Source organism: Citrobacter sp. Igbk 14 (genome assembly GCF_028069825.1).
Taxonomy (GTDB): Bacteria; Pseudomonadota; Gammaproteobacteria; order Enterobacterales; family Enterobacteriaceae; genus Citrobacter.
In genome coordinates this window covers 1-14572 of the sequence record NZ_JANEWM010000003.1, presented here as the reverse complement: position 1 = coordinate 14572, position 14572 = coordinate 1, and the positions used below count along the sequence as shown (strand labels likewise).

The 14572-nt window shown below is 50.7% G+C and carries 15 protein-coding genes, 1 tRNA gene and 1 rRNA gene; 9 read left to right on the top strand and 8 right to left on the bottom strand.

Features of this window, described 5'->3' with window-relative positions; all coding sequences use genetic code 11:
* Positions 1–28 precede the first annotated feature (28 nt).
* Entirely contained in the window at positions 29–628 is a 600-nt protein-coding gene (locus NNN64_RS01770; protein ID WP_271440263.1) for a LuxR C-terminal-related transcriptional regulator, read from the top strand.
* A gap of 30 nt (positions 629–658) precedes the next feature.
* Here NNN64_RS01770 and ecnB read toward each other — a convergent pair whose 3' ends face one another.
* The 3 genes from ecnB to efp all read right to left on the bottom strand — a co-directional run bounded on the left by ecnB (position 659) and on the right by efp (position 1713).
* Positions 659–805, bottom strand: coding sequence for a lipoprotein toxin entericidin B (ecnB, locus tag NNN64_RS01765; protein WP_003025482.1), 147 nt, complete (start codon positions 803–805; stop codon positions 659–661).
* 107 nt (positions 806–912) lie between these two features.
* Entirely contained in the window at positions 913–1047 is a 135-nt protein-coding gene (gene ecnA / locus NNN64_RS01760; protein WP_040232999.1) for a lipoprotein antitoxin entericidin A, read from the bottom strand.
* Between the two features lie 99 nt (positions 1048–1146).
* On the bottom strand, positions 1147–1713 hold the full coding sequence (efp, locus tag NNN64_RS01755; RefSeq protein ID WP_005120972.1) for an elongation factor P: 567 nt from the start codon (positions 1711–1713) through the stop codon (positions 1147–1149).
* A 40-nt stretch (positions 1714–1753) separates the two neighbouring features.
* Between efp and epmB the strand changes: the two genes are divergently transcribed.
* Entirely contained in the window at positions 1754–2782 is a 1029-nt protein-coding gene (gene epmB / locus NNN64_RS01750) for an EF-P beta-lysylation protein EpmB (RefSeq protein WP_040232942.1), read from the top strand.
* A gap of 131 nt (positions 2783–2913) precedes the next feature.
* Here the strand turns inward: epmB and NNN64_RS01745 are convergent, their stop codons facing one another.
* The 3 genes from NNN64_RS01745 to NNN64_RS01735 all read right to left on the bottom strand — a co-directional run bounded on the left by NNN64_RS01745 (position 2914) and on the right by NNN64_RS01735 (position 5500).
* Complete coding sequence (locus NNN64_RS01745) at positions 2914–3267, bottom strand: DUF4156 domain-containing protein (RefSeq protein WP_137384019.1); 354 nt, start codon at positions 3265–3267, stop codon at positions 2914–2916.
* A 252-nt stretch (positions 3268–3519) separates the two neighbouring features.
* Entirely contained in the window at positions 3520–5163 is a 1644-nt protein-coding gene (gene groL / locus NNN64_RS01740; protein WP_137384020.1) for a chaperonin GroEL, read from the bottom strand.
* A gap of 43 nt (positions 5164–5206) precedes the next feature.
* Positions 5207–5500: a co-chaperone GroES gene (locus NNN64_RS01735; RefSeq protein WP_005120976.1), complete on the bottom strand. Its 294-nt coding sequence runs from the start codon at positions 5498–5500 to the stop codon at positions 5207–5209.
* 275 nt (positions 5501–5775) lie between these two features.
* On the opposite strand from NNN64_RS01735, the gene yjeH reads away from it, so the two are divergent.
* Positions 5776–7041: an L-methionine/branched-chain amino acid transporter gene (gene yjeH, locus NNN64_RS01730; protein WP_271440262.1), complete on the top strand. Its 1266-nt coding sequence runs from the start codon at positions 5776–5778 to the stop codon at positions 7039–7041.
* 49 nt (positions 7042–7090) lie between these two features.
* On the opposite strand, the gene NNN64_RS01725 is transcribed toward yjeH, so the two are convergent.
* On the bottom strand, positions 7091–7567 hold the full coding sequence (locus NNN64_RS01725; protein WP_271440261.1) for an FxsA family protein: 477 nt from the start codon (positions 7565–7567) through the stop codon (positions 7091–7093).
* A 337-nt stretch (positions 7568–7904) separates the two neighbouring features.
* Between NNN64_RS01725 and aspA the strand changes: the two genes are divergently transcribed.
* The 6 genes from aspA (at position 7905) to NNN64_RS01695 (ending at position 13901) form a co-directional block, all read left to right on the top strand.
* Complete coding sequence (gene aspA, locus NNN64_RS01720; protein WP_048212919.1) at positions 7905–9341, top strand: aspartate ammonia-lyase; 1437 nt, start codon at positions 7905–7907, stop codon at positions 9339–9341.
* Between the two features lie 115 nt (positions 9342–9456).
* The gene (dcuA, locus tag NNN64_RS01715) at positions 9457–10758 is read left to right on the top strand and encodes an anaerobic C4-dicarboxylate transporter DcuA (RefSeq protein ID WP_181509695.1); all 1302 of its coding nucleotides are present in this window, start codon (positions 9457–9459) and stop codon (positions 10756–10758) included.
* A 125-nt stretch (positions 10759–10883) separates the two neighbouring features.
* Complete coding sequence (gene cutA, locus NNN64_RS01710; RefSeq protein ID WP_003025447.1) at positions 10884–11231, top strand: divalent cation tolerance protein CutA; 348 nt, start codon at positions 10884–10886, stop codon at positions 11229–11231.
* A complete protein-coding gene (locus tag NNN64_RS01705) occupies positions 11207–12916 on the top strand; it encodes a protein-disulfide reductase DsbD (RefSeq protein WP_271440260.1) in 1710 nt (569 codons plus the stop codon). Before cutA ends, NNN64_RS01705 begins: the two co-directional genes overlap by 25 nt.
* Positions 12917–12952: 36 nt before the next feature.
* Positions 12953–13528, top strand: coding sequence for a transcriptional regulator (locus tag NNN64_RS01700; RefSeq protein WP_271440259.1), 576 nt, complete (start codon positions 12953–12955; stop codon positions 13526–13528).
* A gap of 297 nt (positions 13529–13825) precedes the next feature.
* Positions 13826–13901: transfer RNA gene (locus NNN64_RS01695), tRNA-Phe, on the top strand.
* A gap of 551 nt (positions 13902–14452) precedes the next feature.
* On the opposite strand, the gene rrf is transcribed toward NNN64_RS01695, so the two are convergent.
* Positions 14453–14568 (bottom strand): 5S ribosomal RNA (rrf, locus tag NNN64_RS01690).
* Positions 14569–14572 lie beyond the last annotated feature (4 nt).

The window sequence follows — 14572 nt, the reverse complement described above, 5'->3', positions numbered from 1 at the left end:
TTGATCCTCTTCTGAATGCGATAGGTTTATGCTTAAAATTTTAGTGATTGACCGGTGCCACTTCACCCGCACAGGGATAGAGGCCTTGCTTAATCATTCTGGTATGTTCAACTCTTCATTTCTGGTGTCAGGGATTAATAATCTGATGTTGGCTAAAGAGCATATTTTGCAGTGGAAGCCACATCTGGTAATCGCAGATTTATGTAGTTTTCTCAGCGATATTCACTCCAGCCCCCCTATCGCACCCTTTTTTATGAGCTGTGGCGCCATCCCGCTGATTTTACTACAATCAGGCGACCGATCGCATAACCCAATCGATCCCCCTCACTCTGCCGTTCACTCGACATTGTCCAAACACATCACGTTGCATGATCTTTCGCGCACGATCCAAAATGCGCTACAGATCCGCCCCGTATTAGATACACCTAAAAATGCCACACCGCTGCTTACACCACAGGAAGAGAAGGTACTGTCGTTGTGGATGGATGGCGTTGATAACAATGCAATAGCCGCCACGCTCTGCATTCATGGTAAGACGGTGTACACCTATAAGCGAAATATCCGTATGAAGCTACACCTGGGGAACCGATTTTCACCGTTTCTCTCTCTACCTGAGAAGATGAATTAACGGTACGACTGTGCGTCGTACCGTTCATAGTTATTGCTGAGCCTTTGTCGCTGCGCCAGAAATGGCGCTACCGCCCTCAGAAATATCCTGACCTACGCCTCGCGTCGTATTACACGCCGTTAATACGGAAGAAAGTACCAACACAGAAAAGATCGCAGCAATTGTCTTCTTAACCATAACGTCTTCCTTTTCTAGCCAATATTGTTTGTGTATAGCTACTTAATAATAGACAAGATCCGGGGGGGTGACGGATAAACGACCGTTTTTAAGACAATATGAGGGGACTAGCTGGCAGCGTGAGAAATTGAATTACCAAGATGTTTGATATCTTCACCAAAACCGCGCGCCGTATTACAGCCCGCCAGGAGGGTGCTGGTGAAAAGGATAAGCATTACAAGACCGAGAAGACGTTTCATCATTCCTGCCCTGGAAAAGTATGGCGCAGCAACCTGCACCAACATCTTAAAAATACGCAAAATCATTCAGGCCGCCTGATGCAGCCTGAAAGATGAAGAATATTACTTCACGCGGGATACGTATTCACCAGAGCGGGTATCCACTTTGATGACTTCGCCGATCTGTACGAACAGCGGAACTTTAACCACAGCACCGGTGGACAGCGTCGCTGGTTTACCACCAGTACCTGCAGTGTCACCTTTCAGACCTGGGTCAGTTTCAATGATTTCCAGCTCAACGAAGTTCGGCGGGGTCACGGAGATAGGCTGACCGTTCCACAGGGTCACGATGCACTCAGCCTGATCCAGCAGCCATTTAGCGCTATCACCTACCGCTTTCGCGTCAGCAGCAAGCTGTTCGAAAGTGGAGTTGTTCATGAAATGGTAGAATTCACCGTCGTTGTACAGGTAAGTCAGGTTCATATCTACAACGTCTGCGCCTTCAGCGGAGTCGGTGGATTTGAAGGTTTTCTCTACACGAGTACCGGTCAGCAGGCGGCGCAGCTTAACGCGTGCAAATGCCTGGCCTTTACCCGGCTTAACGAATTCACTGGCTTCAACCGCATAAGGTTCGCCATCCATCATGATTTTAAGACCGGCACGAAAATCGTTGCTATAGTAAGTCGCCATAAGGCCCTCTGAAATTGTTAACTGGTAGCTAAGCCACAAAATGGCGCATATTGTAACCCTAAACACCCCATCCAGAGAAGATTGGTTAGTACAACTTGCCGATGTTCTCACCGATCCGGATGAACTATTACGTCTTTTGAATATAGACGCTGATGAAAATTTGCTCGCTGGTCGTGAGGCAAAACGTCTTTTTGCCCTTCGCGTGCCGCGATCGTTTATCGCACGCATGGAGAAAGGCAACCCCAACGATCCGCTACTGCGTCAGGTGCTTACCTCGCAAGATGAATTCGTTGCCGCCCCCGGATTCTCTACCGATCCACTGGAAGAGCAGCACAGCGTCGTTCCTGGATTGCTGCATAAATATCGCAACCGGGCGTTGTTGCTGGTAAAAGGCGGATGTGCGGTAAACTGCCGCTATTGCTTCCGTCGCCACTTCCCGTATGCCGAGAACCAGGGGAATAAACGCAACTGGCAGGTGGCGTTAGATTACATCGCCGCGCACCCTGAGCTGGATGAGATTATTTTCTCCGGTGGCGATCCCCTCATGGCTAAGGACCACGAGCTTGACTGGTTACTCACGCAACTGGAGGCCATTTCACACATTAAGCGTCTGCGAATTCACAGCCGCTTGCCCATTGTGATCCCGGCTCGCATTACTGAAGGATTAGTCGATCGTTTTGCACGATCTTCTCTGCAAATTCTGCTGGTGAATCACATTAATCACGCGAACGAAATTGATGAGACATTTCGTCAGGCGATGGCCAGCTTACGTAAAGTGGGGGTCACATTGCTTAACCAAAGCGTCCTGCTGCGTGGCGTGAACGACAACGCACAAACGCTGGCAAACCTGAGCAATGCATTGTTTGATGCGGGCGTGATGCCCTATTACCTGCATGTTTTGGATAAAGTGCAGGGAGCCGCTCACTTTATGGTGAGTGACGATGAAGCGCGTAAAATCATGCGAGAGCTGCTGACGCTTATTTCAGGCTATATGGTCCCAAAACTGGCGCGCGAAATTGGCGGTGAGCCAAGTAAAACGCCGTTGGATTTGCAATTACGACAGCAGTAACCCCTAGCAGTAACCCCTGTGAGTGCCCTGTTCAGGGACACTCCGTGCTGTGCTTATCAGGCCTACGTTTACTGATACCTGTAGGCCGGATAAGACATGTCAGCCTCGCCAGCCGGCATCAACAGCATCTATCAGTTAGGGCACTTATAAACCTGGCCATTCATCTCGCTGGCGGTCGGGACAAAACTGGAGAGCATTCCCTGAGATGGGCTGCTGACGCCATAAATCACGTTACCGCCCATTGCAGCGGCCTGGTTACGCAGATCGTTCGCCGCGCCACGCATAGAGCCACCTTCTTCGCCATGCTGGCCAGAAAGCCAGTTGCTCTGTTTACCGGTCGCAGTGCCGAGCAGTTGACACTCAGCACCAGGCTTATCTTCAACAAAGCGAACGCTTTGTCCGGCTGAACTCAGTTCATTGCTGGAGCTACAACCCGCCATCAGTAGCGCGGCACCAACGATCCCTGCTAAATATTTCACGTGCATGTCATTCCCCATAATCAATTAGTTGGACCTTATGTCCGTAGCTGAATCATATACTAAAAAGATGACCAAAAGAAAAACCCCCGGACATTTCTGCCCGAGGGTTTCTCATTTTTCGCGAGATATGTATTTAATCAAATAATTCAAGTTGCAGGCAGGCGGCAAGTTCATGAATCCCCAGGAGCTTACATGAGTAAGTGACTGGGGTGAACAAACGCAGCCAACGAACCCGCGGCTTGAAGTATGAAGATTAAATTACATCATGCCGCCCATTCCACCCATACCGCCCATACCGGCAGCACCTAAGTCAGGCGCATCGCCTTTCGGCAGGTCGGTAACCATGCACTCGGTGGTGATCATCAGGCCCGCAACAGAAGCCGCGTACTGCAGAGCAGAACGGGTTACTTTGGTCGGATCCAGAATACCCATATCGATCATGTTGCCGTATTCTTCAGTTGCAGCGTTGTAACCGTAGTTACCGTCGCCCGCTTTCACGGTGTTAGCAACAACAGACGGCTCTTCGCCGCAGTTCAGAACGATTTGACGCAGCGGAGATTCCATTGCGCGCAGCGCAACTTTGATACCCACGTTCTGGTCTTCGTTCTGACCTTTCAGGCCAGCAATTTTGGATGCTACGCGGATCAGCGCTACACCACCACCAGCAACCACGCCTTCTTCTACCGCAGCACGGGTCGCGTGCAGGGCATCTTCAACGCGAGCTTTCTTCTCTTTCATTTCAACTTCGGTTGCAGCACCGACTTTGATCACAGCAACACCGCCAGCCAGTTTCGCTACGCGCTCCTGCAGTTTTTCACGGTCGTAATCAGAAGTTGCTTCTTCGATCTGCTGACGAATCTGAGTCACACGACCCTGGATTGCCGCTTCTTCACCCACGCCATCGATGATGGTGGTGGTGTCTTTGTTGATAACAACACGTTTCGCCTGACCCAGATCTTCCAGGGTCGCTTTTTCCAGCTCCATACCGATCTCTTCAGAGATAACGGTACCGCCAGTCAGGGTTGCGATATCCTGCAGCATTGCTTTGCGACGGTCGCCGAAGCCAGGTGCTTTAACTGCAGCCACTTTAACGATGCCACGCATGGTGTTAACTACCAGAGTAGCCAGCGCTTCGCCTTCAACATCTTCAGCGATGATCAGCAGCGGCTTGCCTGCTTTAGCAACGGCTTCCAGAACCGGCAGCATTTCGCGGATGTTGGAGATTTTCTTGTCAGCCAGCAGGATGAACGGCGTTTCCAGTTCTACTGCGCCAGTTTCCGGCTTGTTGATGAAGTAAGGAGACAGATAGCCGCGGTCAAACTGCATACCTTCAACCACGTCCAGTTCGTCCTGCAGACCGGTACCGTCTTCAACGGTGATCACGCCTTCTTTACCGACTTTGTCCATCGCTTCAGCGATCAGTTTACCTACGGTTTCGTCGGAGTTAGCGGAGATGGTACCAACCTGAGCAATAGCTTTAGAGTCGGAGCACGGTACGGACAGTGCTTTCAGTTCTTCAACTGCAGCAGCGACAGCTTTGTCGATACCACGTTTCAGATCCATCGGGTTCATACCCGCGGCAACAGCTTTCAGGCCTTCAGTAATGATAGACTGGGCCAGAACGGTTGCGGTGGTGGTACCGTCGCCTGCAGCGTCGTTCGCTTTAGAGGCAACTTCTTTCACCATCTGCGCGCCCATGTTTTCGAACTTGTCTTCCAGCTCGATTTCACGTGCAACAGAAACACCATCTTTAGTGATGGTCGGTGCACCGAAAGATTTATCCAGAACTACGTTACGGCCTTTTGGACCGAGGGTAACTTTCACTGCATCTGCCAGTACATTTACGCCGCGCAGCATTTTCACACGAGCGTCGTTACCGAATTTTACGTCTTTAGCTGCCATTTTCTCTTTCCCTTAAATTCGTATGTTCAGTGTCGTTCGCGGATTAGGCTTCAACAATTGCCAGGATGTCGCTTTCAGACATGATCAACACTTCTTCATTGTCGATCTTCTCAGATTTAACACCGTAGCCATCGTTGAAAATGACGATATCGCCGACTTTCACGTCCAGCGGCTGTACAGAACCGTTGTCCAGGATGCGACCCTTACCGACAGCGATGATTTCGCCACGAGTTGATTTACCTGCTGCGGAACCGGTCAGTACGATGCCACCAGCAGATTTGGATTCAACTTCTTTACGTTTGACGATCACACGATCATGTAACGGACGAATACTCATTGATAGCTCTCCTTTGAGAAAGTCTTTATCAGTTATGGGTGACGCCGGCCCGTAAACGGTATCCCGGCTAGTGACCAGAGAGATGGGGATGGGCTTTTGTGCCTTCAAGGGGGCAAGCGAAAAAAAATTTTTATCAGCAGAAAATCCCGTCAAAACACCGACACGCCTCACATTTCATAACGATTTCAGCCACGTCGTCATAAGCAAATCCTATTGTGATACCATCGAAAATCTGCGCTGTAGCCCGGTACATGGGCATAACCGGATAACAACTTATGAGCGGACTAAAACAAGAGCTGGGACTGGCTCAAGGCGTTGGCCTGTTGTCGACATCATTGTTAGGTACAGGCGTTTTCGCCGTCCCCGCACTGGCTGCGCTGGTTGCTGGCAACAACAGCCTGTGGGCATGGCCGGTGCTGATCGTTTTAGTCTTTCCTGTGGCGATTGTCTTCGCCGTACTCGGTCGCCATTTTCCCAGCGCAGGCGGTGTGGCGCATTTTGTCGGCATGGCCTTTGGCTCACGGCTTGAGCGCGTTACCGGATGGCTTTTTTTATCGGTAATTCCAGTGGGGTTACCTGCGGCATTGCACATCGCCGCAGGATTTGGCCAGGCAATGTTTGGCTGGCATGGTTGGCAGCTTCTGTTGGCTGAACTTGGCACGCTGGTATTGGTCTGGTACATCGGTTCGCGGGGTGCCAGCTCCAGCGCTAACCTGCAAACGGTGATTGCCGGACTGATCGTAGCGCTGATTGTCGCCATCTGGTGGGCTGGCGAGTTGAAACCGAGTGAGATCCCCTTTCCTGCCATCGACAAGATTGAGTTTCCCGGACTTTTTGCCGCGCTGTCGGTGATGTTCTGGTGCTTTGTTGGCCTTGAGGCGTTCGCACACCTGGCCTCTGAATTCAAAAATCCGGAACGGGATTTCCCGCGCGCCCTGATGATTGGCCTACTCCTGGCCGGTTCCGTGTACTGGGCATGTACCGTCGTTGTATTACATTTTGATGCCTACGGCGAACAGATGGCGGCGGCGGCATCGCTGCCTGAAATCGTCGTCCAACTGTTTGGCGTTCAGGCCCTGTGGGTTGCCTGCATCATTGGTTATCTGGCCTGCTTTGCCAGCCTGAACATTTATATCCAAAGTTTCGCCCGTCTGGTGTGGTCGCAAGCACAATATAAACCGGAGAGCTATCTGGCTCGCCTGTCCCCTCGCCATCTTCCGGGTAATGCGCTAAACGCGGTATTGGGTTGCTGCGTCATCAGTACCTTGTGCATCTATATGCTGCAAATCAATCTCGACGCGTTAATCGTCTACGCTAACGGCATCTTTATTATGATTTATCTGCTGTGCATGCTGGCAGGGTGTCGATTGCTAAAAGGGCACTATCGCGTACTGGCGATAGTGGGGGGGCTACTGTGCCTACTGCTGCTGGCGATGGTCGGCTGGAAGAGTCTGTATGCGTTGATTATGCTGGCAGGACTGTGGCTGTTTTTACCCCGCAGGCCGGATAAGGCAACGTTGACGCCATCATCCGGCCTATAAATACTTTTGCCGGATGGCGCTAACGCTTATCCGGCCTACATACTGATGCTTAATCCCGACGATCGTCTTTATGTTCGATGCTGTCGCGCTTGTCATCTTTGCGCTGAAATTCACCGTCAAAGGTATCACCACCGCCAGTTCCGGCACTAAATCCACCACCTGGCATACGCGAAAAACGCAAATGCGGCAGTAACTTCATGGTCAAATGTTTCTGCACTGGTGGTAATAAAAGAAGAAGACCGAGGAAATCGGTGAAGAAACCAGGCAACACCAACAGTAAGCCGGCGATAATCAGCGACACGCTCTTGATCATTTCTGCAGCCGGACTTTCACCTGCTGCCATTTTCTGTTGCATCAGTAAAAAGTTCTTAAATCCTTGGTTACGAACCAGAGACATACCGATAACCGAGGTAAAAATAACCAAAATCAGGGTCATCAGGACACCCAGCACATGGGCGACCTGGATAAAAATAGATATCTCTATGTAAACATAGAGAAAAATGGCAAGTAATGGTATCCAGCGCAAAGGGCTCTCCTGTTGAAAACAGTCGTTTTCACCAACAACTGTTCGAAAATTGTGTGACTTGCATCACTCTAATATTGTGGTGATTAGCAAAATTTCAAGCTACTTGTACACTAATATTTGGTGTTAATCCTAAAGGGGTGATCTATTTCACAGAATAATAAATAAGGGGTAAATTCCACGTTTTAAGTGATCCAGATTACGGTAGAAATCCTGAACCAGCATATGATCTCGGGTATCAGACCGATGCAGGGGATAATCGTCGGTCGAGAAACAATCGAAATCACATATATCCTGTGTGTTTAGTCAAATCATTGGCAGCTTGAAAAAGAAGGTTCACATGTTAAACAACATTCGTATCGAAGAAGACTTGTTGGGTACCAGGGAAGTTCCAGCGGACGCTTACTATGGTGTTCACACTCTGAGAGCGATTGAAAACTTCTACATTAGCAACAACAAAATCAGTGACATTCCTGAATTTGTTCGCGGCATGGTAATGGTTAAAAAGGCAGCGGCACTGGCCAACAAAGAGCTGCAAACTATTCCTAAGAGCGTGGCAAATGCCATCATCGCGGCGTGTGATGAAGTCCTGAATAACGGAAAATGCATGGATCAGTTCCCGGTAGATGTTTACCAGGGTGGTGCGGGTACCTCCGTCAACATGAACACCAACGAAGTGCTGGCCAATATCGGTCTGGAACTGATGGGTCACCAGAAAGGTGAATATCAGTACCTGAACCCGAACGACCACGTCAACAAATGTCAGTCTACCAACGACGCTTACCCGACCGGTTTCCGTATCGCTGTTTACGCATCCATCATCAAACTGATTGATGCTCTTAACCAGCTGCGTGAAGGCTTCGAGCAAAAAGCTGTTGAATTCCAGGACATCCTGAAAATGGGTCGTACCCAGTTGCAGGATGCTGTACCGATGACCCTCGGTCAGGAATTCCGTGCTTTCAGCGTACTGTTGAAAGAAGAAGTGAAAAACATTGGACGTACCGCTGAGCTGCTGCTGGAAGTTAACCTCGGCGCAACTGCAATCGGTACGGGTCTGAACACACCGAAAGAGTACTCTCCGCTGGCAGTGCAAAAACTGGCTGAAGTGACCGGTTTCGCCTGCGTTCCGGCAGAAGACCTGATTGAAGCAACCTCCGACTGCGGCGCATACGTTATGGTGCATGGTGCACTGAAACGTCTGGCTGTGAAAATGTCCAAAATCTGTAACGACCTGCGTTTGCTCTCCTCTGGTCCACGTGCCGGCCTGAATGAGATCAACCTGCCGGAACTGCAGGCGGGTTCTTCTATCATGCCAGCAAAAGTGAACCCGGTTGTTCCAGAAGTTGTAAACCAGGTTTGCTTCAAAGTCATCGGTAACGACGTTACTGTTACCATGGCATCTGAAGCAGGCCAGCTGCAGCTGAACGTAATGGAACCGGTTATCGGCCAGGCAATGTTCGAATCTATCCACATTCTGAGCAACGCTTGCTACAACCTGCTGGAAAAATGCGTTAGCGGCATCACTGCTAACAAAGAAGTGTGTGAAGCATTCGTTTATAACTCCATCGGTATCGTCACCTACCTCAACCCGTTCATCGGTCACCACAACGGCGACATCGTCGGTAAAATTTGTGCCGAAACCGGTAAGAGCGTGCGTGAAGTTGTCCTGGAGCGCGGTCTGTTGACCGAAGCAGAACTGGACGATATCTTCTCTGCACAGAACCTGATGCACCCGGCTTATAAAGCAAAACGTTATACTGATGAAAGCGAACAGTAATCGTGTAGGGTAGTACCAGAGAGGGCACGTCATGATGACGTGCCTTTTTTCTTGCACGAAGTTACTTAAAAACAACAATTTAATATCAACTTGTTAAACAACAAGGAAGGCTAATATGATAGTTTTAGAACTTATCATCGTTTTGCTGGCAATCTTTTTAGGTGCCAGACTTGGGGGTATCGGTATTGGATTTGCAGGTGGGCTGGGTGTTCTGGTTCTCGCCGCTATTGGCGTAAAACCGGGTAATATTCCGTTCGATGTTATTTCCATTATCATGGCGGTTATCGCTGCTATCTCTGCCATGCAGATTGCAGGTGGTCTGGACTATCTGGTCCACCAAACTGAAAAACTGCTGCGTAAGAACCCGAAATACATCACAATCCTTGCACCGATCGTGACCTATTTCCTGACCATCTTCGCGGGTACCGGCAACATCTCTCTGGCAACGCTGCCAGTTATCGCTGAAGTCGCGAAGGAGCAAGGGATCAAACCTTGCCGTCCGCTCTCTACTGCCGTGGTTTCTGCACAGATTGCGATTACCGCATCACCTATCTCTGCGGCCGTGGTTTACATGTCTTCCGTAATGGAAGGTCATGGTATCAGCTACATTCACCTGCTGTCAGTGGTCATTCCGTCCACCCTGCTGGCTGTGCTGGTGATGTCCTTCCTGGTCACCATGCTGTTCAACTCTAAACTGTCTGACGATCCGATTTATCGTAAGCGTCTGGAAGAAGGTTTGGTTGAGCTGCGCGGTGAAAGACAAGTTGAAATCAAAGCCGGTGCGAAAACCTCCGTATGGTTGTTCCTGCTGGGCGTAGTTTGTGTCGTCGTTTACGCCATCGTCAACAGCCCAAGCCTCGGTCTGGTTGCTAAGCCGCTGATGAACACCACCAACGCCATTCTGATCATTATGCTGAGCATCGCGACGCTGACGACAATCATCTGCCGCGTTGAAACTGACTCCATCCTGAACTCCAGCACCTTCAAAGCAGGTATGAGTGCCTGTATTTGTATCCTGGGTGTTGCATGGCTGGGTGATACCTTCGTATCTCACAACATTGACTGGATCAAAGATACTGCAGGTAGCGTAATTCAGGGTCATCCGTGGCTGCTGGCCGTCATCTTCTTCTTTGCTTCTGCACTGCTGTATTCTCAGGCTGCAACGGCTAAAGCACTGATGCCGATGGCTCTGGCACTGAACGTTTCTCCACTGACCGCTGTAGCGTCTTTCGCTGCGGTTTCTGGCCTGTTCATTCTGCCTACCTACCCAACTCTGGTTGCGGCGGTTCAGATGGATGACACCGGTACTACCCGTATCGGTAAATTCGTCTTTAACCATCCGTTCTTCATCCCAGGTACGCTGGGTGTGGTTCTGGCTGTCTGCTTCGGCTTCTTGCTGGGTAGCTTCATGCTGTAAGTTTTACCTGCGGGGTGCTTATGCATCCCGCAGTTCCTCCCCCCCTCGCTTTAACTAACATCCTTCCCTTGTCCGTTGTATAGTTACCGTTCTCTTGCTGGTTACTCTGTTATTTCGAGGTGTTTATGCTTGATGTAAAGAGTCAGGATATTTCCATCCCCGATACCGTTGTGGTGCTTTGTACCGCCCCGGATGAAGCAACGGCCCAGGATCTGGCAGCCAAAGTACTGGCAGAAAAACTGGCCGCCTGCGTGACTCTGCTGCCCGGTGCAACGTCTCTCTATTATTGGGAGGGTAAGCTGGAGCAGGAATATGAAGTCCAGATGATTTTAAAAACCACCGTCACGCACCAGCAAGCACTTCTCGATTGCCTGAAGTCTCATCATCCGTATCAAACCCCTGAACTTCTGGTTTTACCCGTCACTCACGGAGACTTTGATTACCGCTCATGGCTCAACGCATCCTTACGCTGATCCTGCTGCTATGCAGCACATCCACTTTTGCCAGATTATTCGATTCGCCTGGCCGCTCGCAGTTTGTTCCTGCTGACCGGGCATTTATTTTTGATTTTCAGCAAAACCAACATGATCTGAACCTCTCATGGCAGGTAAAAGACGGCTACTACCTGTACCGCAAACAGATAAGCATTACGCCATCACAGGCCGATATTGCCGAGGTAAAGCTGCCGCCAGGCGTCTGGCATGAAGATGAGTTTTACGGCAAAAGCGAAATTTACCGTAAGCAGTTGAACGTTCCGGTAACGATCAATCAGGCCGCATCTGGAGCAACGCTGACCGTCACTTACCAGGGCTGTGCCGATGCCGGATTTTGCTATCCGCCGGAAACCAAAACCGTTCCACTCAGCGAAGTCATGGCTCGTACAGATGCGACGCCTGCACCAACGCCTGTTACAGTCGCCCCGGAAGAACAATCACAACCAGCCGCCCAACTCCCCTTTTCCGCACTGTGGGCATTGCTGATCGGGATTGGCATTGCCTTTACCCCTTGTGTACTGCCGATGTATCCACTGATTTCCGGGATCGTACTCGGTGGTAAACAACGCTTATCAACCGGGCGTGCGCTGCTGCTGACCTTCATCTACGTACAGGGAATGGCGCTCACCTACACTGCTCTGGGTCTGGTTGTTGCGGCTGCCGGGCTACAGTTCCAGGCCGCGCTACAGCATCCCTATGTACTGATTGGGCTTGCCATTGTCTTTACGCTGCTGGCCTTGTCGATGTTCGGCTTGTTCACATTACAACTCCCTTCCTCACTGCAAACACGTCTGACATTGATGAGTAATCGCCAGCAAGGCGGTTCTCCGGGCAGCGTATTTACAATGGGAGCGATTGCTGGACTGATCTGTTCCCCTTGCACCACGGCACCACTGAGCGCGATTTTGCTGTATATCGCACAGAGCGGGAATATGTGGCTGGGAGGCGGTACGCTGTATCTGTACGCACTGGGGATGGGATTACCCCTGATGCTGATTACCGTATTTGGTAACCGCCTACTGCCAAAAAGTGGCCCATGGATGGAACAGGTCAAGACTGCTTTTGGTTTCGTCATCCTTGCGCTTCCCGTCTTTTTACTCGAGCGGATTATCGGCGATGAGTGGGGCATTCGCCTGTGGTCACTGCTTGGCGTGGCATTCTTTGCCTGGGCGTTCATCACCAGTCTGCAGGCAAAACAAGGCTGGATGCGTATCGTGCAAATTGTCCTGCTAGCTGCGGCGCTGGTAAGCGTACGACCATTGCAGGATTGGGCATTTGGTGCGTCGCATGCCCAAACCCAGACGCACCTGAACTTCACCCCAGTGACATCGGTGGACGAGTTAAATCAGGCACTGGAGCGAGCCAGAGGCAAGCCTGTCATGTTGGATTTGTATGCTGACTGGTGTGTTGCTTGTAAAGAGTTCGAGAAGTACACCTTCAGTAGCCCACAGGTGCAACACGCGCTGGGCGATACGGTGCTGTTGCAGGCGGATGTCACCGCAAACAATGCACAAGATGTCGCACTTCTTAAACATTTACAGGTATTAGGGCTGCCGACAATTCTGTTCTTTGATGCCCAGGGTAAAGAGCATCCGCAAGCACGGGTAACGGGCTTTATGGATGCATCGACCTTTAGTGCGCATTTGCGTGATCGCCAACCGTGAGCGACACTTGCAAAAGGAAATACGGAGGAGAATACCGTGCAACGTGAAGATGTCCTGGGAGAAGCCCTGAAATTACTTGAGGTTCAAGGGATAGCCAATACCACACTGGAAATGGTGGCTGAGCATGTCGATTATCCACTTGATGAACTGCAACGCTTCTGGCCTGATAAAGAGGCCATTCTATACGATGCCTTGCGTTACCTCAGCCAACGGGTGGATATCTGGCGGCGTCAGCTTTTGCTGGATGACACGCTGAGTGCTGAGCAGAAACTACTGGCACGCTATAACGCACTGTCCGAATGCGTGAGTAATAATCGCTATCCCGGTTGCCTGTTCATCGCTGCCTGCACGTTTTATCCCGATCCTGGCCATCCTGTCCATCAGTTAGCTGATCAGCAGAAAAAAGCTGCACATGACTTCACACATGAGCTGCTGACGACACTGGAAGTTGATGACCCGGCCATGGTCGCCAAACAGATGGAACTGGTGCTGGAGGGCTGCCTGAGTCGCATGCTGGTTAATCGCAGCCATGCTGATGTAGAAACAGCACATCGTCTGGCCGAAGATATCCTGCGTTTTGCTCAGTGTCGTCAGGGTGGCGCACTCACCTAAACGAGCATTCCTTTCCGGCGCACGGCTAAAACCGCACCATCTTCACGGTGGTGCGAAATGTTCTGTTATTCACCTTGTCTTACCATGCACCCACGCAGCTGGAATCAGCAAAAACCACCGTATTTAGCACGCAATACATGTCACCATGGTTGTGCCTCCTTACACCTGGATTATCAGGGATAATTTGTGCAAACTTCAGGCAAAAACACACAGATTGCCGTAATATTAAGCGGTTGAGCAGCTTTTCCTGAAATTTGATTGACTGGCATGCGTGAATACGGTTTAATGCGCCCCGTTGCCCGGATAGCTCAGTCGGTAGAGCAGGGGATTGAAAATCCCCGTGTCCTTGGTTCGATTCCGAGTCCGGGCACCACTATTTAAAGAACCCAGCCTATGGCTGGGTTTTTGCTTTTATAGCCTCTGATCTTTCTAAAGCAATCACAACCCCTCTCAACCCCCCATCTCACTGCGTAAATCCTACATCGATACAAAACTGTTAGATTCAACAACTTAAAAGGATGACCGTACCCACTACTGAAGGTGGGATACGGATAACAGGGCAGGTTTTTACAGTTGTAGATCGGATAAGGCGGGACGCCGCATCCGGCGAAATGCCGCCCCGCCGGGAGTGCCTGATGCGCTGCGCTTATCAGGCCTACAACATACATTCAGTCCGGCGCATCCGCCTGTTTCCGGAAAAACACGCAGACGCAAAAAAGCCCGTCCGTCAGGATGGGCTTCTTCACTTATTTGATGCCTGGCAGTTTATGGCGGGCGTCCTGCCCGCCACTCTCCGGGCCGTTGCTGCGCAACGTTCAAATCCGCTCCCGGCGGATTTGCCCTGCTCAGGAGAGCGCTCACCGACAAACAACAGATAAAACAAAAGGCCCAGTCTTTCGACTGAGCCTTTCGCTTTTATTTGATGCCTGGCAGTTCCCTACTCTCGCATGGGGAGACCCCACACTACCATCGGCGCTACGGCGTTTCACTTCTGAGTTCGGCATGGGGTCAGGTGGGACCACCGCGCTACAGCCGCCAGGCAAA

Excerpts from the sequence above, each read along its gene's own strand:
- NNN64_RS01770 (WP_271440263.1), top strand. The coding sequence starts at position 29 with ATGCTTAAAATTTTAGTGATTGACCGGTGCCACTTCACCCGCACAGGG.
- ecnB (WP_003025482.1), bottom strand. The coding sequence starts at position 805 with ATGGTTAAGAAGACAATTGCTGCGATCTTTTCTGTGTTGGTACTTTCT.
- ecnA (WP_040232999.1), bottom strand. The coding sequence starts at position 1,047 with ATGATGAAACGTCTTCTCGGTCTTGTAATGCTTATCCTTTTCACCAGC.
- efp (WP_005120972.1), bottom strand. The coding sequence starts at position 1,713 with ATGGCGACTTACTATAGCAACGATTTTCGTGCCGGTCTTAAAATCATG.
- epmB (WP_040232942.1), top strand. The coding sequence starts at position 1,754 with ATGGCGCATATTGTAACCCTAAACACCCCATCCAGAGAAGATTGGTTA.
- NNN64_RS01745 (WP_137384019.1), bottom strand. The coding sequence starts at position 3,267 with ATGCACGTGAAATATTTAGCAGGGATCGTTGGTGCCGCGCTACTGATG.
- groL (WP_137384020.1), bottom strand. The coding sequence starts at position 5,163 with ATGGCAGCTAAAGACGTAAAATTCGGTAACGACGCTCGTGTGAAAATG.
- NNN64_RS01735 (WP_005120976.1), bottom strand. The coding sequence starts at position 5,500 with ATGAGTATTCGTCCGTTACATGATCGTGTGATCGTCAAACGTAAAGAA.
- yjeH (WP_271440262.1), top strand. The coding sequence starts at position 5,776 with ATGAGCGGACTAAAACAAGAGCTGGGACTGGCTCAAGGCGTTGGCCTG.
- aspA (WP_048212919.1), top strand. The coding sequence starts at position 7,905 with ATGTTAAACAACATTCGTATCGAAGAAGACTTGTTGGGTACCAGGGAA.
- dcuA (WP_181509695.1), top strand. The coding sequence starts at position 9,457 with ATGATAGTTTTAGAACTTATCATCGTTTTGCTGGCAATCTTTTTAGGT.
- cutA (WP_003025447.1), top strand. The coding sequence starts at position 10,884 with ATGCTTGATGTAAAGAGTCAGGATATTTCCATCCCCGATACCGTTGTG.
- NNN64_RS01705 (WP_271440260.1), top strand. The coding sequence starts at position 11,207 with ATGGCTCAACGCATCCTTACGCTGATCCTGCTGCTATGCAGCACATCC.